Genomic DNA, 17,514 nt, shown 5'->3' with positions numbered 1-17,514 from the left:
TACTTTTTAATCTCATTATCATTGTATCATAGCCATGATTTAAATCGATACCAATTTCTCGACAATTGTCATACGATTCCTTATACTAGTAAAAGACAACTTGTGAACGGAGGTTAATCATGCAAGAAATAGAGATCGAACTTAAAAACTTGTTAACCAAAGAAGAATTTGAAACCTGTTTAACCCATTACAACCAAGACCTTGCAAATGCAAAAAAACAAATCAATCATTATTTTGAAACCCCTGATTTCCAATTAAAAGCTCGCGGGGCGGCGCTACGGATTCGCGAAAAAAACAACCACTATACAATGACATTAAAAGAACCTCATAAGGATGCTCTACTTGAAACGCATGCAAACATGAGCGAAGCAGAAGCACGCCAGTTCATTCATAATCAAGATACCTTTCCTTCATTAATTGCTGAGGCACTAAACCGCTTAGACATCAATCAAGGCGCATTAATATACGGTGGACAGCTACGCACAGAACGACTAGAGTTCGAAGAAGATGGTTTACTAATTGTCTTAGATAAAAGTCATTATCACGGCCTTACAGACTATGAGCTTGAAATTGAAGGTCCGTCAGTTGCAAGCGTAGAAGCAAAACTAAATCAACTGCTTTCACAATTAGCAATCAGCAAAAAACAGACACCGAATAAAATTGCTCGTTTCTATCAAGCACTCCAGCAAAGAAACGCTAACCACAACTAGAACGCACGTGATCAATCATATTAGTTGCTCAATTGATATCACGACTGATACAATAAATTTAGAAACTGAGAGAATCAGTTTATTACGTTTAAGAAAGGAGAATCGATGTGAGCTATAAAAAAACTGGGCCCGTTCTTAATCAAACAAATAAATCAGAGGCACAGTACAGCTTCTTTGATCTTCTAAAGAAACCCATTGAAATTTATTTATTCACCGATCCCTTATGTCCAGATGCGTGGTCACTGGACCCTATTATAAAAAAACTTCAATTAGAATACGGACGCTTTTTTACGCTTCGTCCTATTCTTAGCGGCAAATGGTCTAATATTGAAAATGATGCACTACGCACCCCTTTAAAACTTAAAAAACAATGGGAGAAAACAGCACAACTGACTGGCATGTGTTGCGATGGAGACTTATGGTTAGAAGACCCGATTACCTATCCAATCAATGTTTCGATAGCGATAAAAACAGCCGAACTTCAGGGGATTAAGGCGGGGCGCCGCTATTTACGAAAAGTACAAGAAAATCTCTTTTTAAATCGCATAGATATTTCAACGGATGAACACTTGATTCGTTTAGCAAAAGAAGCTGAGCTAGATAGTGAGGAATTCGAACGTGATCTCCATTCTGATACTGCAAAACGTGCGCTTCGTTGTGATCTTAACCTGACAAAAGAAATGGAGATTGATGAAACCCCCTCTCTCGTATTTTTTAATGAAGATGCGGAAGATGAAGGTTTAAAACTATCAGGTGCATACAGCTATGATATCTACGTGAAAGTATTGAAACAACTCTTGCAAAAAGATGTTCAGCCGATGCCAAAACCTTCATTAGAAGAATTTATCTATTATTTTAAATTCATTAGCTCTCTAGAGGTTTCAGTTGTGTTTGACTGGCCAATTGAAAAAGCTTGCAATGAAATGAAAAAACTAAAATTAAAACGTGTTGTCGAATCTGTCCCTGTAAAGCATGGTACGTTCTGGCGTTATATTGAATAGCCACGAATAGAAAAGCCTCGTATAGCTGAACGTCTAGCTATACGGGGCTTTTGTTTGTGTGAGATAGCCCATTTTGCTTCACGTCGATCAGATGGCTTCTTATTTAACTCAAAAAAAAAAAAAAAAAATAGCGCACTCCAATTGAGTACGCTCATGCCATGACAGAGTCATGGGGGGATGGGAGAAAGTTTCAGATCAAACAAAGGGGTTTTGTTTGTTAAACATCTCACAAACTTATAATAGCAAGAATTTAGGAAATACGCAAGCGAATCAATCATCATTCACAAAACTGTCAAAGACGCAATGATTCTTTCACGCGCTCTAACTTTTTTGAGCATGCAGCTCTTTTGCACCGCTACTTTTCAGCAAAGGAACGGTGCTAGCTGACTGGCTGCTCGTCAGGGTCAACAATGATCGATGCTTCAACGACTACACGCCTGCTATTTCTTTTCTTCCTCATCTACCAAGGTCTCAAGTGCTATTAGTTTTTCTTCAAAAATATCAAGTGCACTTAATATAGGCGCTTTTTCTGTCATATCTACACCGGCTGACTTTAATACATCAATTGGATGCATCGAACTTCCTGCTTGTAAGAAGTTTAAGTACCTTTCAACTGCAACGTCACCTTCTTCAAGGATTTGATGTGCAAGACTTTGCGCCGCTGCATAACCCGTTGCATATTGATAGACATAATAATTGTAATAAAAGTGTGGAATTCTTGCCCATTCTTTCCCGATATATTCATCATAACTGACTGCGTCACCATAATACTTCTTGTTTAAACGATCGTATTCCTCTGTCAAACGTTCAGCCACTAAAACTTCACCTGATTGATCGAGCTTGTGAATCAAATGTTCAAACTCGGCAAACATTGTTTGTCGAAAGACTGTCCCTCTAAATCCATCCAAGAAATTATTCAGCAAATACATCTTTTCTTTTTTATCATCAGTAATCGATAAAAGATGTTCATTTAACAAGGCTTCATTACAAGTAGAGGCAACTTCTGCGACAAAAATTGAGTAATCACCATAGCGATACGGTTGCGTTGCTCTTGTATAGTAGCTGTGCAGCGAGTGACCAAATTCATGCGCTAAGGTAAAGACATTATTTAGATTATCTTGCCAATTCATTAAAACATAAGGATTTGTTCCGTATGCACCTGAAGAATAGGCACCACTTCGTTTCCCTTTATTCTCAAAAACATCGACCCAGCGACTATTAAAGCCCTTCTTAACCGTGTTTACATATTCGTCACCAAGTGGTTTAAAGGCTGTTAATAATAGCGCTTGTGCTTCTTCATAGCTATATTTCATCTCAACGTCAGTGATTAGTGGTGTGTAAACATCATACATGTGTAACGTTTCTAATTTAAGCATCTTTTTCCGTACGGCTAAATAACGATGCAGTAAATCAAGGCGCTCATTAACCGCCTCAACAAGTTGATCATACACTTTCTCTGGTATATGATTACTTGATAAAGCACGACTGCGCGCAGAATCGTAATGTTTAACCTCTGCATAGAAGTTATCTTTTTTCACTTGATTCGCTAAGGTTGTCGCAAACGTATTGATGAATTTATCATAGGTTTGATACATTGCTTCATAGGCACCTTTTCTCACTGATTGATCTTTCGACTCCATAAAGTTAATATAGCGTCCATGTGTAAGTTCAACCGATTCGCCAGCTTCATTTTTGATCGTTGGAAAAGTTAAATCAGCATTATTTAATACGCCAAACGTTTCGCTAGGCGCACGCATGACTTCACTTGCTTTTGCGAGTAACGTTTCTTCTTGTTCTGAGAGCGTGTGCGGTCGTTTAGCGATAACATCCCGTAGTAGCTTCTCATAGCCTTTTAATCCAGCATGGCCCTCAATAAAGCGCTCTAAGCGCTCTTCGTCAATCGTAAGAATCTCTGGTACAATAAAACTCATTGCACTTGATGCCTTTGTTAACAAGTTCATTGCTTTCGCATTCAGTGTTTGATACGTTTGATTTGTCGTGTCTTGATCATAGCGCATATGGGCATATGTATAAAGTTTACCTAGACGTTCCGAAACATGATCATCAAAGATTAACAATTGGTACAATTGCTCATCAGCTTGATTAAGTGTGCCTTGATAGTGTGCGTACTGATCCATCAATGCTTCTAGTTCTTTTCTTTCTTCTTCCCAAGCTGTATCGGAACTAAAGATATCTTCTAAACGCCACGTATACTTTGCTTCAATTTCATTTCGTTTTGCTAATGTTTGCTGTTCTTTCATATGGTGCCACCCTCTCGATTAGATTTACTTCATATTATAACAGAATAACGTGACTTTTCCTTTTTAAGCGCTTCAAACCATCCGCTAGTAGCACCTTGAAGCAATAATCAAACAAAAAAATAAACGCATCGATGGCCTCTAAAGGCTACAGATGCGTATACGATAAACCGATGCATTTAACGTGCAAAGTGTTGTTTAATTTCTGCTAGACCATTCTCATCGAAAATTGGTGTCCCGTATTCAAGAACCATCGCAACCGAAACTTTAGCTTTCTGTGCGTATTCTTCTATCGTGCTTTTCAAGCCATTTTGTGCATAATCATCTAACACAACGTCATCAAATATATAAATCATCACATAGTGATTGTTATAATGATAAATGGTGTGCTCAATTCCATGCACATCCTCAATCGCATGACTAAGTTGAATAAGGTCTTCAAAATCTTTAAAACTAACGACATGTGGCAATACTTTACCTTCATGATCTGAATCATTGCTACTGTCTTCATTCGACGCTGAGTCACCTAACATATCCTCTAACTTCTCATTCAATTGATCTTGTCCCATCACTTGATCAACAGGTACTTCAAGATTCTGTCCATCTTTTGACATTTGCGCCTTCGTTACCGTGATTTCTAAACCTTTTTCCATTGCCTGTACTTGAATCCACAATGGCCCTTCGATTTCAAAGTCTTCTTCGACATGATCTGCTTCCTCCATCACCTGCCAGAAGAGTTGTTCACTGCGTTCGCGATTATACCAAATTTCTTCTCGATTAAAACCACGGTCTTCTATATCCATATACGAAATATAAAATTTAATTGTGTTATCATTGATTCTTTCTATTTCCATGTCTCTTCGCCCCCTTCTTAAGGTGTTGGTAAAGCTCTATCTATTATTACCATACCCGTCCACTTAACAGTTTAAGCGACTTATACTGAATTCCTATTTTATCGTACTTTTCTTAGAATGTCATCCGATTCGCCTGAATTGAAAAAAAGAAAAAAACGCAACCGTCGAATTTGGCTGCGTCATATGCAAGTAGGTGGTTTAGTTCACCATTCGTTGTGCTTCACGTAATTGGAAAGTTCTCACCTTACGTGGTAAGAAACGTCTAATTTCATCTTCGTTGTACCCTACTTGGAGACGCTTTTCATCAATGATGATTGGTCTTCTCAGTATACCCGGGTTCTCTTTAATGATATTAATTAAATCTTTTAATGGCATTTGATCAATATCTACATCTAATTTTTGAAATACTTTTGATCGTGTTGATATGATTTCGTCTGTGCCATCCTCAGTCATACGTAAAATCTCTTTGATCTCATCAATCGATAGTGATTCTGAGAATATATTACGTTCATGATACGGAATATCATGTTCTTCTAACCAGGCTTTTGCTTTCCGACAAGATGTACAGCTTGGAGAGGTATAAAGTGTTACCATCGGACTTCACTCCTCGAAAATATATTTTAAAATCTTTGTTTACAAAATTTCTTTAATTAAACTAAGTGTTATTTAATAACCTACTTCTAGTATACTACAAAGGCATAACCTTTGATAGGACCTCTGTTCAATTTACTCATAAATTACATATTTAACACTGTTTATTGCTTACATTTACTACTATTCCCACTCATGTGAAGGACTAAACATCATTTCAATTATTTTTATGATGAGGTTAACTTTCTCAACTATCTACATTATAAAGCTTTTTAATGAAAATACAAGCTTTTATCTTGAATTTGAGATAATTATTTTGCATGAAAACGGCAGCACTTCAAACACCGTTTGCGCACTGCCTTCACTCTGCCTTATTTCTTTAATTCATCTAAAATATTATCTTTGTTTAAATCGTCACCATATTTTAAAACTTCATCTGCTGTTTGGTAACGTTTTCCGTATATAACTTCATCTTTATACGTGTGAATGTGTTCATACATATGACGCATTTGTTCATATATGCTTTCTTCTCCTTGATCAGTTGGCGACCAATATAAAATTTCTAATGGACTATCTTCATTTGTTGCAAGTGAACGTCGATTGTAACCAATTGATGTAGCATGGGTGAAACCTTCCCGTTTATAAAAGTGCAACCGTTTTTCAGTATCCGTATCATTATAATCAACCGGTTCTACCTCTAATATAATCGGTTTATTATGTTTTTTTAATTTCTCAATTAATTGATGGCCTAACCCTTGTCCGCGAGCTGTACCAGCAACATACAAATAATCAATGAAAATAAATTCAGGAAATTCCGCATACATGACCACATGATGTTCACCTTCATCTTTGTAATAAACATCGCCACGTTCCTTTAATAACATTTCCATATGCTCTTTCGACTTCATTTCATGTACTGGAAAATAATCATTTAATTTTTCAAACCAATCCATTTTAAACAGCTCCTCTCTTCGATAACCTCTCATATTATAACAAAGCTTGCTGACTTTTAAAAACAGCTCCATTTACCTTATACCCAGATATTTCGTGATTTAGGCGTCTCTGGATAAGAAATGCTCGTATTCATCGATAGAATACGAGCATTTGCTTAGTTACATTCAATTTGACAAGTGACGAAACATTTGCTTATCTGTTAGTTGAGTGGTGTATAGTCAACACCTTCGGAGTAAGTGTTTCCTGAATTCCATAAAAGAAATTCATTGATGCCATTTTCATTTAAAGCTAAAATTTGCGCTTCTACTTGTGGTGCATCATAAACAAACGTTGCGCCACTATAAAGCCATGGTGCACTAAAATCTTGAATCCATGGACGAGATGTTGGCGGGTCTTCTAATTTCTCCAGCACTTCATTCTCTAACTTGCTATAAGCATCTACAAGTCGATACGGTTCGCGGTCAGGTACATCAATACCAAAGTGTGTCGTCCAGTGACTCGGATAAATCATTGATGAAATCACATCCACATGTTCAGATATTCGACTGAAGTTTTGGCCTATACCTGGAGTTTCTTCTACGGTAACTGCATAACCGAAAATATCAACTGAGATATCCACACCATAATTGTGTAACTCATTTTTTGCATATTCAACAAAGTTAGAAACTGCTTCAACTCGTTTTTTAACATTTCCTAATTCTGAATCAGCATAATCGCCTTCAGAATAGGCTAATTCTTCATCACGACGCTCAAAGCCTTCTGGGAAACGAACATAGTCAAACTGAATTTCCATAAAGCCCATTTCAATCGCTTCTTTGGCAATCTCAACATTATATTCCCATACTTCTTTCATAAATGGGTTAACGAATGCTTCATCACGATTGTTGGTCCAGACACGACCGTTTTCTTTAAATGACAAATCGGGACGCTCTTTTGCTAGAACAGAATCTTTAAAGACAACGATGCGCGCAATCGGATAAATATCATTTTCCTCTAATGTTTGCATCATTGCGGCTGGGTCACTAATGTAATTTTGTGCAATATCATAATACGGTGAATCTTCATCCGGTTTAAAGGTTAGATTCCCGTGATCGTCTTTAATATCAATAACCATACTATTTAGTTCAGTATCATTTAACAAGTTGACCAACCGTTCAAAACGCGAACCCCCGGCTGAATGTCCCGTTAAATAAATGCCTCGAACTGCATCAGGATAACTAAAGTTATAGCCTGAATTAAAGCGAAAGCGCGCAAACTGAAGTTCCTTTGCTTCAGCTGATAAAGTTATTTCTTTATTAGCAAAAAATCTTGCCACCAACATATCTCCCTCGGTTTCTGCTTGCACACTCACTGGTGCAAAATAAAACCATTGAAACATAACTACCGCCATTAAAACCACTAAAATTCCCTTTTTCTGTCGCATCTGTCTACCTCCGCAAATTTAGAAATCCTTTAATCCTTATTCTAAACGAGTTCTTACAGAAAAGAAAGACTGTTTTAGCAAACTTTAGAAATTAAGGCTTTTACCTTAGGAAACGAAATAACGCGTTCCCGTATGTCCTCTGTTAAACAAGCGCTAACCCGTATCATTATGTTTTTTTGAGGACGTGGTTTTGCCACCAAAGCTAATGAATATCGCACAAAAAACAAAAAAATAGCTTAGACCCCGAGTGTCTAAGCTATCTTCTGAATACTATTCAACTAAGTCTTCTTTATATTGTTCAAATTCTTTAGATGTGCATAGTACCCAATGTCCTTCTTTTACTTCTCTAAAGACAGGTTCTTCACTTTTATCATTATCACGCTCTGGATCATATTCCACCCGGCGACGTGTGCGCTCATAATCTGGGTCTGGTAATGGTATTGCAGACAGTAGCGATTTTGTATAAGGATGTAGCGGGTTCTTGTACAACTCATCACTTTCGGCAATTTCTACCATTTTACCAAAGTACATTACCCCAATACGATCACTGATGTACTTAACCATTGATAAATCGTGCGCAATGAATAAGTAAGTATAGCCGTGTTTGTCTTGAAGATCTTTTAACAAGTTTACAACTTGTGCTTGAATAGATACATCAAGTGCTGAGATTGGTTCATCAGCAATTATAAACTCAGGGTCTACTGCAAGTGCACGTGCGATACCAATACGTTGACGTTGACCACCAGAAAATTCGTGCGGATAGCGGTTGGCATGTTCTTTACTTAACCCAACCGTTTCTAGTAATTCATGTACACGCGCTTGACGCTCTTTTGGTGTTTTCGCTAAATTATTGATATCTAAACCTTCTGCGACAATATCCATAACTGTCATTCTTGGATTTAGTGATGCATAAGGATCTTGGAAAATCATCTGCATCTTTTGATTAAAGATACGTAGGTCGTCTTTTGATTTTTTTCCGTGAACACTTACACCTCTAAATTTAACGTCACCGTCAGTAGCGTTATACAGGCGAATAATTGAGCGCCCTGTGGTGGATTTACCACAACCAGATTCGCCAACTAATCCAAATGTTTCCCCTTTATAGATATCAAATGTGATCCCATCAACCGCTTTAACAACAGAATGCTTACCTGTTCTAAAGTGTTGCTTTAGATCTTGAACTTCGAGTAGTTTTTCACGACTCATGAACGCTCACCTCGCTTTTTCTTTTCTTCAGGTACGTTCGCGTGTAAGTTGTCCTTCATACGGCTTTGCACTGCTTGTGGCGGTTCCACCTTTGGTGCGTGTTCATGAAGTAACCATGTCGCCGCATAGTGCGTATCAGTCACTTTAAACATTGGTGGTTGTTCCACAAAATCAATCTCCATTGCATATTCATTCCGAGGTGCAAATGCATCTCCTACAGGTGGATTTAACATATCTGGTGGAGAACCGGGAATTGCAATCAATGCTTCTTCTTCACTATCCAAAGTCGGCATAGAGCCAAGTAGTCCCCAGGTATAGGGATGCTTAGGATTATAGAAGATTTCATCAGCTGTTCCAATTTCAACAATCTTACCTGCATACATCACTGCGACACGGTCGGCCACGTTTGCAACGACACCTAAATCGTGTGTAATAAAGATAATTGAACTGTCTACTTTTTGTTGAATGTCTTTCATTAATTCTAAAATTTGTGCTTGAATGGTCACATCGAGCGCTGTAGTTGGCTCATCTGCGATTAAGATTTTCGGACCACATGCTAAAGCAATTGCGATTACAATCCGTTGACGTTGACCACCGGAGAACTGGTGTGGGTATTGATCGATGCGGTTTTCTGCATCTGGTAAACCAACCAGCTCGAGTAATTCTAAGGTGCGCTTCCGCGCTTCCTTTTTGTTTACTTTATTGTGTTTTAGTAACCCTTCCATCACTTGTTTACCAATTTTCATGGTTGGATTAAGTGAGGTCATTGGATCTTGAAAAATTGTCGAAATATCTTTCCCACGAATCGACTGCATTTCTCGTTCGCTTAATTGCGCTAAATCTTTACCTTCAAATAATATTTCACCTTCTTTGATACGACCAGGAGGAGAAGGAATCAGCTTAGCAATCGCACGTGTTGTGACTGATTTACCTGAGCCTGATTCACCTACTATCGCAAGTGTTTCTCCTTTTTTAAGATCGAAAGAAACACCACGAACAGCTAGCACTTCACCACCATAGGTATCAAAAGAAACATGTAAATTTTTAACTTCCAAAATAGTTTCCATGGTTTTTGTTACCTCCTATTCCCGCATTTTCGGATCAAGTGCATCACGCAGACCGTCAGCTAAGATGTTAAAGCCAATCATAATTAATGACATAACAATTGCTGGGAAAATCATAATGTATGGATTCACTTGCAGTGCTTTAAATCCATCATTAATCAGCGTACCGAGTGATGTATCCGGTGCTTGAAGACCTAAACCAATAAAGCTTAGGAATGCTTCAAAGAAGATTGCATTAGGAATGGTAAACATTGCGTTAACAATGATGATTCCCACTACATTCGGAATTAAGTGTTTAGCCAAAATCCGTTTGTTACTAGCACCTAAGGTACGTGCTGCTAAAACGAATTCTTGACTCTTAAGTCTTAATACTTGCCCACGGACGATACGACTCATACCGGTCCAACCGGTAATCGTCAGTGCAATGATAATCGCAACAATACCTGGGTCAAGCACCATAATCATTAAAAGAACTACAACCAGGTTTGGAATCCCGATTAACACTTCAATAATTCGTTGCATAATTGTATCGGTACGCCCACCAAAGTAAGCGGAAATACCACCGTAAGCTACACCTACTAACATGTCAATAAATGCTGCAACAAATGCAATTAACAATGAAATTCGTGTACCTAACCAGACACGCGTAAATAAATCACGGCCTAATGTATCGGTACCAAACCAGTAATATTCTTCAACATTTTTCTCTGCATATGGATCAAAAATCGCAGTCACTTCAGCGGGTTCATTCGCAGAAGGATTTCCTTCATTCAGAACCTCAAAGGTCATAAATTCAAAGTCATCCTGAGAATAACGAGCTAGCGCGCGCTCTTTCACCACGTCAACTGTTTCCCCTTCAAACGTTTCTCGTTTTGTTCCATCAAGACCAAGCCAAGACACGTTTTCTAACCCTTGAACCTTAGGTGGCATTCTTGAAAGCGTTAAATCTTGATCATCTAGTCCATGTGAGCTTAGTATTGGACCTAAAAGCGCCAATAACAGGATACTTATCAATACAACCATCCCGAAAATTGCACCTTTATTTTTTTTCAATCGCATCCAGGCATCTTGCCAGAACGATAAACTTGGACGACTAATTTTCTCACTTGTGTCTTCCCGCTCTTTAGCAGGAACAAATAAGTCTTTATTTGGCTCGTTACTCATTAATCGTCACCTCCAGCTAAACGAATACGTGGGTCAATGATTCCATAAAGGATATCAATAACTAAGATAATCACAATGAATAAGAATGCAAACAGTAGTGTTGTTCCCATAATTATAGAGAAATCATTAGTCATAACGCCACGAACAAACTGTTCCCCTAGACCAGGTACAGAGAAAATTTGTTCAATTACCAAGGTGCCTGTCATCAAACTTACCGCCATTGGTCCCATGACAGTAATCAATGGAATAAGGGCATTTCTAAGTGCATGTTTGAAGATCAGACTAAATTGTGATACACCTTTTGCTTTTGCAGTCACCATGTAGTCTGAGCCTAAAACTTCGATCATTTCTGTTCTTAAGAAACGACTGGAAATCGCCATCGGGAAAATCGAAAGCGAAATAATTGGCATAATCATTTGTTGAGGCGTTCCCCAGAAAGCAATAGGTAACCACCCTAACTTCACACCAACGTAGTATTGCAATAGTCCGGCAAAAATAAATGACGGAATTGAAATACCTAATACTGAAATAACATTTGCGGCATAATCAAACACGGTGTTGTGTTTAATTGATGCAAGTAATCCGAGTAACATACCAAAGAACGTTCCTAACATCAACGCCCAAAACCCTAATTGCGCAGAAACGGGAATTCCGGCCATTAAGATATCAGTAACAGGTTGGTTTTTCAGTTGGAAAGAGACACCTAGGTCTCCCTGAACTAAATTACCAAGGTATTTTAGATATTGTACAAAGATTGGCTGATCTAAACCGTACTTTGCTTCAATAATCGCACGTTGTGCTTCTGTTACTTTTTCTTCAGCAGTTAACGGAGAACCTGGGAGCATTTTCATGAGGATAAATGAAAATGTGGCGATAATAAATAGTGTTACTAGCATATATCCTATACGTTTAAAAATATACTTGCCCATAATATTCCCTCCTAATCAATCATTATTGATTATTCTACAAGAAAGTTCAAACAATTCAAACATTAGTTAGACACGGAAAAAGAGAGTATATGCCCAAAAGGGCAGTACACTCTCTTCCAAGAATAAATTCTTGGCTTCCGTGTTGCTATTTCTTACTCTGCAATGTATGCATACTTGTAAGTGAAGTCTGCACCCATTGGGTTTGAAATAACACCTTCAACAGATGGACGCCATAGATAAGCACGAGAACGTTGGTATAATGGAGCAATTGCTGCATCATCCATTAAGATTTTTTCTGCCTCGAGGAAGTTATCATAACGTGCTGGTAAATCTGTGATAAGCTCATTATTTGCTTCTGCGATTAACGCATCATATTCTTCATTTTCGTAATTCATTGTCATGTAAGGTGACGTTGATGTCCACATTTCTAACCATGTGTTTGGATCAAGATAGTCAGGACCCCAACCAGAGTTTTGGATGTCATATTCACTGTTTTCATCACGTGAAATACGTTCTTCAAATGGTACTGATGTTACTTCTACAGTTAAGCCTTCTAAGTTACCTTCTAATTGGTTTTTAATGTAAGCATCCATTTCTTGGGCTACTTCACTATCGCCACCAAGGTATCCTAATTCAACTGTATCAACACCTAGTTCTTCTAATCCAGCTGCCCAGAATTCTTGAGCTTGTGCCTGATCTTCTGTAATTAAGTCACCGTTAATTTCACGGAAACCTTCGCCAGTTTCAGGGTGTGCTGAGAAATCTGTTGGAACTGCACCGTTAGAAACTGTTGAACCATTTGCCAAGATAACGTCAACTAATCCTTGTTTACCGATTGACATTGCAACCGCTTTACGGATGTTTTGGTTAGCTAAGAATTCATTGTCTTGGTTAAACTTCAAGTAGAATAATACTGCTTCTGCAAGCGTTCTGTAATCTTCTGTACCTGCATACTGTTCAACATATTCTGCTGATAGCGATGCACGGTCAATATCTCCCGTATTGTACAAGTTTACACCAGTACTGGTCTCTTTGACAATACTAACATTAATTTCTTCTAATTGAACTGAGTCTGCATCCCAGTAATCTTCATTTTTAACAAGTGTCCATTGGTTAGCATTTTCACCTGTTGGGTTCCATTCCGTTAATTCGAATGGGCCGTTATAGAGTAAGTTGTCTGAAGAAAGTGCATAATCATCACCTTGTTCAGTAACAAAAGCTTCATTTTGTGGTAAGTAAGTTCCGAATGTTAATAAACTATGGAAATATGGAACTGGTTTTTCTAAAGTAATAAGTAATTCAGTATCACTTACTGCTTCAATACCTAATGTATCAACCTCTGCTTCACCATTTGAAATAGCTTCAGCATTAGCAATTACGCCATTCATCATAAATGGACCGTATTCTGAACCTGTGTCAGGGTTTACTGCACGTCTCCATGCAAACACGAAATCGTGTGCTGTAACAGGATCACCGTTTGACCAAACTGCGTCATCACGAATCTCAACTGTCCATTCTAAACCATCTTCACTAATAACTGGATCTCCAGTTGCAAGTGCTGGAACTGGTACTGTATCTTCATTAAGACGATATAGACCTTCCATTGTTTCGTTCAACCATTGGAATGCAACGGCATCTGTCGCGTGCACTGAATCCATTGTTGGAATCTGTGACGCCTCGATTAAATTAAGGACTTGCTCAACATCTGATGATGTATCTTCACCATTGTCTTCTGAACCTGTGTCATTGTCTTCATTGCTATCTGTTGACGTATCATCGCCACCACATGCAACTAAAAACATACTCATTACTAGCCCTAAAACTAGTAGTAAAAAACTTTTTTTCTTCATCTTTGAAAGACCTCCCCTATTTTTAATTTTCTAAATATTCCGCAGATGAATTGTGCTGCAAATAGAATTATACTATCTTTTTAATAATAATGCACTTTTTTTTTAGTTAACTGAAAACTAAGCGGTTACAAAAGCTTGATATATCAAACAATTCCAAAAACAAAATAGTTATTTAGGACTAGTTAATGTTCGGCTTTCGAATAGAAGAATTTGGAATCAACGTTCTAAAACATTGATTAAACCTATGTTTTATTGATATTCATTGCAGCAAATAATTATAACACGTGTCAAGTTCATGATATAATAGGTCCATCGAAAATTTGGAGGTCAACTATGTTTCACATTATTTTACTTTTAGTACAACTAATTCTTACCTTTGTTTTTGCCAATATCAATGCAGGGGCATTTCTTTTAAATGTATTTAATTACCTCACATACTTGCTGTTGATCCATGTTACTTTATTTTTAAGCTTATTAACAATTAAAGGGCGCTTTTTTGATGGGATTACTTATGGATTTAAGAAAGCATTTGCTCGTGATAAACAAAGCATTGATGATGAATTTTCTCGTTTAGCACCGTCTGAAAAAGTTTCAGACTTCGCTATCAAGCTATTTAGGTTTCAAACCTTTGCGCTACTTCTTGTAAATGTCATTATGCTAGCGATATATTTGTGGTAATAAACATAAGCAGGCGGGTGCGTATTTAGCGCACCCGCCTGCTTATGTTCTACTTCGTTCTCAACGCATGCTTACCCCATACTACGCTTACTCTTTTGCGAGTAATGCTTTAATGGTTTTCTCTGCAGGTACTTTTCCAGAAATCAGCACTTCTCCATCAACGACCAATCCAGGTGTTTTTAATACGCCAAAACGCGCAATTTCTGCGAAATCTTCCACCTTTTCAATTGTCGCATCAATGCCAAGCGCTGCAACTGCTTTCTCCGTATTCTCCTGTAACTTTTTGCAATTCTTACATCCAGGTCCTAAAATTTGAATTTTCATTTTCTTAGCTCCTTCATCATTTATAATATGAACGATAATTGATTAAATAAATAACCAATAATCACGATTCCAATAACCATAATCGCTACAAATGTCACCATTAATCGCCCTTTAACAACCTTGCTTAACATAATTAACGATGGTAAAGATAGCGCAACAACACTCATCATAAAGCTTAAAATTGTTCCCACACTAACGCCTTTCAACATTAATGCTTCTGCAATTGGTAGTGTCCCAAAAATATCGGCATAAATAGGCATACCTACAAGGGTGGCGAGTAACACTGCAAATGGATTATCATCACCTAATACCGTTTGAATCCAGGTTTGTGGAATCCAGTTGTGAATAAGCGCTCCAATCCCAACACCAATTAAGACATAGATCCAAACACGTAAAAAGATTTCTTTTACTTGTGCAAATGAAAAATCTATCCGTTCCTTCGCCGACATTCCGCCTTCTTCAATTGCTCGTTGATTTTCTGGTGTTACAAATGTTTGAACATCTTTCCCCAAGTTAAAGCGGTCAATAATATAGCCACCAACAATCGCTAAAATAAGACCGACAACCAAATAGATAACCGCAAATCTAATACCGAAAAATGACGTTAACATAATAAACGAGGCCAAATCAACCATCGGTGATGAAATAAGAAAACTAAACGTTACCCCTACCGGTAGACCACTTGATGTAAAGCCAATAAAAATCGGAATACTGGAACAACTACAAAATGGCGTCAAGGTGCCAAGTAGTGCACCAGAAACATACCCTTTAAAACCAGTCACGCCGCCAAGTAAGCGTTTGGTCCGCTCCGGTGGAAAGTAGCTTTGAACATATGAAATAAAAAAGATAACAACACTGAGCAATATGAATATTTTGATCGTATCATAAATAAAGAAATGCACACTATTTCCTATTCGTTCATTCATCGATAACCCAAACACGGCTTCAACTAACCAAACAACACCATCATAGAGCCACTGCATTTTAAATAATTGATCGCTAATCATTTGAAAAAATTGCATCTGTCAACCCCCGATACTTAATGTTGTCAAAATTGAGTTAACTTGATCTGATTGATTCAATTGATAGATCGTAAAGCGGCCTTGTTTCTTTTTTTCAATGAGACCACCCCGATCAAGTAACTGTAGGTGATGTGTTAATGTTGAATTCGCAACGCTTAAAGCATCTACCAATTCACATAAACAAGCTGGTCCTTGGGACAAAAAGGTAATAATTTTTAGGCGCGTTTCATCCGCAAGTGCTTTATAAAAATCCGCCCAGGCTTTTCTGGCCTGATCATTTTCAACGGATTGGTATTGTTTTAAGCCAATTTGATACGTTTGATTAAGTACTTCTTGATCTCTAATTTGATAATCCGTCATTTTTGTACCCCTTTATACGTTATTTGATTCGTTCGTCCGACATGTTTATCTCTTATATGTGTAGTATAACGGAATCACGGTGTCAATACAACTACTTTTCTAGTTTTATAATTTAATATTTTTTTCGTACTTCTACTATTATTAGAGAAGCTGTCCCAGCTCCTTTGAAGCGCGCGCATAAAAAAACACCGCTAATTGAGCGATGTTTTTACGAAAAAGATCATCTATCCTAATGCCACATCTAAAATCATCATGACGGTAAAACCAATCATTAACGACATTGATGCTAAATCTTTGTTACCTTTTTCCTGTGAACCAGGAATTACTTCTTCTGCGACAACGAAGATCATTGCACCAGCCGCAAACGATAGGGCAAAGGGAAGCAACGGCTCCATCATCGTTACCAATAAAACACCAAGTACCGCTGAGAAAGGTTCCACCATCCCGGACAATTGACCATACATAAAACTCCGTCTACGTGACATCCCTTCCCGGCGTAATGGCATCGAGACAGCCGTACCTTCTGGGAAGTTTTGAATACCAATTCCGATCGCAAGTGACACAGCTGCTGCAAGCGAGGCAGATTCAAATCCTGCTGCAACCGCACCAAAAGCGACACCTATCGCTAAACCTTCAGGAATATTATGCAGTGTAATTGCTAGAACAAGGAGTGTACTTCTTCTTCGTTTATCTGGGTGAATCCCTTCTGCTGATTCAAGATTAGCATTCGGGTGGACGTGTGGAATTAATTTATCGATTCCCCATAAGAATACCGCCCCTAACATGAAACCAACAGCTGCCGGCAACCATGCCGGTAAGGGGTCTTGTTCTGCCATTTCAATCGCAGGGGCAAGTAATGACCAGTAACTTGCAGCAATCATTACCCCACCAGCAAAACCTAACATCGCATCAAGAAATTTTTGATTGACCCCTTTTGAGGTAAATACCAACGCTGCTCCCAGCGCAGTCATCCCCCAAGTAAACATGGTCCCAATCAACGCCTGCATAACTGGATGCAATTGACTTAAAAAATCGATCATTTGATTTTCCTCCTTTATTTCCTTCTTAGTTTCTTTAAACGATTGAATTAAATGAATTTGAACCTATCCCTATTTATCTTTTTACC

The 17,514-nt window shown here is 38.0% G+C and carries 17 protein-coding genes; 3 read left to right on the top strand and 14 right to left on the bottom strand.

The annotated features are described in order from the left end of the window. Positions 1-119 precede the first annotated feature (119 nt). Both DES38_RS01065 and DES38_RS01060 read left to right on the top strand, forming a co-directional pair. Positions 120-710 (top strand): CYTH domain-containing protein, encoded by a 591-nt coding sequence (locus DES38_RS01065; RefSeq protein WP_110250227.1) that lies wholly within the window; start codon positions 120-122, stop codon positions 708-710. 107 nt (positions 711-817) lie between these two features. Beyond that, positions 818-1,711, top strand: coding sequence for a ClpXP adapter SpxH family protein (locus DES38_RS01060; protein ID WP_110250226.1), 894 nt, complete (start codon positions 818-820; stop codon positions 1,709-1,711). A 440-nt stretch (positions 1,712-2,151) separates the two neighbouring features. Here the strand turns inward: DES38_RS01060 and pepF are convergent, their stop codons facing one another. The 10 genes from pepF to DES38_RS01010 all read right to left on the bottom strand — a co-directional run bounded on the left by pepF (position 2,152) and on the right by DES38_RS01010 (position 14,004). Further along, a complete protein-coding gene (gene pepF / locus DES38_RS01055) occupies positions 2,152-3,972 on the bottom strand; it encodes an oligoendopeptidase F (RefSeq protein ID WP_110250225.1) in 1,821 nt (606 codons plus the stop codon). Positions 3,973-4,148: 176 nt separating this feature from the next. Then, positions 4,149-4,823 (bottom strand): adaptor protein MecA, encoded by a 675-nt coding sequence (gene mecA / locus DES38_RS01050; RefSeq protein ID WP_110250224.1) that lies wholly within the window; start codon positions 4,821-4,823, stop codon positions 4,149-4,151. 198 nt (positions 4,824-5,021) lie between these two features. Beyond that, on the bottom strand, positions 5,022-5,417 hold the full coding sequence (spxA, locus tag DES38_RS01045; RefSeq protein ID WP_110250223.1) for a transcriptional regulator SpxA: 396 nt from the start codon (positions 5,415-5,417) through the stop codon (positions 5,022-5,024). A gap of 368 nt (positions 5,418-5,785) precedes the next feature. Then, complete coding sequence (locus tag DES38_RS01040; RefSeq protein ID WP_110250222.1) at positions 5,786-6,367, bottom strand: GNAT family N-acetyltransferase; 582 nt, start codon at positions 6,365-6,367, stop codon at positions 5,786-5,788. Positions 6,368-6,567: 200 nt separating this feature from the next. Then, positions 6,568-7,791 (bottom strand): putative glycoside hydrolase, encoded by a 1,224-nt coding sequence (locus DES38_RS01035; protein WP_245881935.1) that lies wholly within the window; start codon positions 7,789-7,791, stop codon positions 6,568-6,570. Between the two features lie 270 nt (positions 7,792-8,061). After that, a complete protein-coding gene (locus tag DES38_RS01030) occupies positions 8,062-8,997 on the bottom strand; it encodes an ABC transporter ATP-binding protein (protein WP_110250221.1) in 936 nt (311 codons plus the stop codon). Then, entirely contained in the window at positions 8,994-10,064 is a 1,071-nt protein-coding gene (locus tag DES38_RS01025; protein WP_110250220.1) for an ABC transporter ATP-binding protein, read from the bottom strand. The genes DES38_RS01030 and DES38_RS01025 overlap by 4 nt, the downstream gene beginning before the upstream one ends. Before the next feature lie 15 nt (positions 10,065-10,079). Then, positions 10,080-11,225 carry an oligopeptide ABC transporter permease gene (gene opp3C / locus DES38_RS01020; protein WP_110250219.1) on the bottom strand — a complete coding sequence of 382 codons (1,146 nt, stop codon included), beginning with the start codon at positions 11,223-11,225 and terminating at the stop codon, positions 10,080-10,082. After that, the gene (gene opp3b / locus DES38_RS01015; protein WP_110250218.1) at positions 11,225-12,154 is read right to left on the bottom strand and encodes an oligopeptide ABC transporter permease; all 930 of its coding nucleotides are present in this window, start codon (positions 12,152-12,154) and stop codon (positions 11,225-11,227) included. Before opp3b ends, opp3C begins: the two co-directional genes overlap by 1 nt. 152 nt (positions 12,155-12,306) lie before the next feature. Further along, a complete protein-coding gene (locus DES38_RS01010; RefSeq protein ID WP_110250217.1) occupies positions 12,307-14,004 on the bottom strand; it encodes a peptide ABC transporter substrate-binding protein in 1,698 nt (565 codons plus the stop codon). A gap of 333 nt (positions 14,005-14,337) precedes the next feature. Between DES38_RS01010 and DES38_RS01005 the strand changes: the two genes are divergently transcribed. Further along, positions 14,338-14,682, top strand: a complete 345-nt coding sequence (locus DES38_RS01005; RefSeq protein ID WP_110250216.1) for a hypothetical protein — start codon at positions 14,338-14,340, stop codon at positions 14,680-14,682. Between the two features lie 87 nt (positions 14,683-14,769). On the opposite strand, the gene DES38_RS01000 is transcribed toward DES38_RS01005, so the two are convergent. From DES38_RS01000 to DES38_RS00985, 4 genes are all read right to left on the bottom strand, one after another. Beyond that, the gene (locus DES38_RS01000; protein ID WP_110250215.1) at positions 14,770-15,006 is read right to left on the bottom strand and encodes a thioredoxin family protein; all 237 of its coding nucleotides are present in this window, start codon (positions 15,004-15,006) and stop codon (positions 14,770-14,772) included. Between the two features lie 20 nt (positions 15,007-15,026). After that, positions 15,027-16,028, bottom strand: coding sequence for a permease (locus DES38_RS00995; RefSeq protein ID WP_110250214.1), 1,002 nt, complete (start codon positions 16,026-16,028; stop codon positions 15,027-15,029). Positions 16,029-16,031: 3 nt separating this feature from the next. Next, positions 16,032-16,388: an ArsR/SmtB family transcription factor gene (locus DES38_RS00990; protein WP_110250213.1), complete on the bottom strand. Its 357-nt coding sequence runs from the start codon at positions 16,386-16,388 to the stop codon at positions 16,032-16,034. A 224-nt stretch (positions 16,389-16,612) separates the two neighbouring features. Then, a complete protein-coding gene (locus DES38_RS00985) occupies positions 16,613-17,428 on the bottom strand; it encodes a ZIP family metal transporter (protein WP_110250212.1) in 816 nt (271 codons plus the stop codon). Positions 17,429-17,514 lie beyond the last annotated feature (86 nt).

Source organism: Streptohalobacillus salinus, assembly GCF_003201605.1.
Classification (GTDB): domain Bacteria; phylum Bacillota; class Bacilli; order Bacillales; family Amphibacillaceae; genus Streptohalobacillus; species Streptohalobacillus salinus.
This window is presented reverse-complemented; position numbering and strand designations above follow the sequence as displayed.

Excerpts from the sequence above, each read along its gene's own strand:
- DES38_RS00995 (WP_110250214.1), bottom strand. The coding sequence starts at position 16,028 with ATGCAATTTTTTCAAATGATTAGCGATCAATTATTTAAAATGCAGTGG.
- opp3C (WP_110250219.1), bottom strand. The coding sequence starts at position 11,225 with ATGAGTAACGAGCCAAATAAAGACTTATTTGTTCCTGCTAAAGAGCGG.
- DES38_RS01000 (WP_110250215.1), bottom strand. The coding sequence starts at position 15,006 with ATGAAAATTCAAATTTTAGGACCTGGATGTAAGAATTGCAAAAAGTTA.
- DES38_RS00985 (WP_110250212.1), bottom strand. The coding sequence starts at position 17,428 with ATGATCGATTTTTTAAGTCAATTGCATCCAGTTATGCAGGCGTTGATT.
- DES38_RS01030 (WP_110250221.1), bottom strand. The coding sequence starts at position 8,997 with ATGAGTCGTGAAAAACTACTCGAAGTTCAAGATCTAAAGCAACACTTT.
- DES38_RS01025 (WP_110250220.1), bottom strand. The coding sequence starts at position 10,064 with ATGGAAACTATTTTGGAAGTTAAAAATTTACATGTTTCTTTTGATACC.
- DES38_RS01065 (WP_110250227.1), top strand. The coding sequence starts at position 120 with ATGCAAGAAATAGAGATCGAACTTAAAAACTTGTTAACCAAAGAAGAA.
- DES38_RS01005 (WP_110250216.1), top strand. The coding sequence starts at position 14,338 with ATGTTTCACATTATTTTACTTTTAGTACAACTAATTCTTACCTTTGTT.
- DES38_RS00990 (WP_110250213.1), bottom strand. The coding sequence starts at position 16,388 with ATGACGGATTATCAAATTAGAGATCAAGAAGTACTTAATCAAACGTAT.
- DES38_RS01040 (WP_110250222.1), bottom strand. The coding sequence starts at position 6,367 with ATGGATTGGTTTGAAAAATTAAATGATTATTTTCCAGTACATGAAATG.
- pepF (WP_110250225.1), bottom strand. The coding sequence starts at position 3,972 with ATGAAAGAACAGCAAACATTAGCAAAACGAAATGAAATTGAAGCAAAG.
- spxA (WP_110250223.1), bottom strand. The coding sequence starts at position 5,417 with ATGGTAACACTTTATACCTCTCCAAGCTGTACATCTTGTCGGAAAGCA.
- DES38_RS01035 (WP_245881935.1), bottom strand. The coding sequence starts at position 7,791 with ATGCGACAGAAAAAGGGAATTTTAGTGGTTTTAATGGCGGTAGTTATG.
- DES38_RS01010 (WP_110250217.1), bottom strand. The coding sequence starts at position 14,004 with ATGAAGAAAAAAAGTTTTTTACTACTAGTTTTAGGGCTAGTAATGAGT.
- opp3b (WP_110250218.1), bottom strand. The coding sequence starts at position 12,154 with ATGGGCAAGTATATTTTTAAACGTATAGGATATATGCTAGTAACACTA.
- mecA (WP_110250224.1), bottom strand. The coding sequence starts at position 4,823 with ATGGAAATAGAAAGAATCAATGATAACACAATTAAATTTTATATTTCG.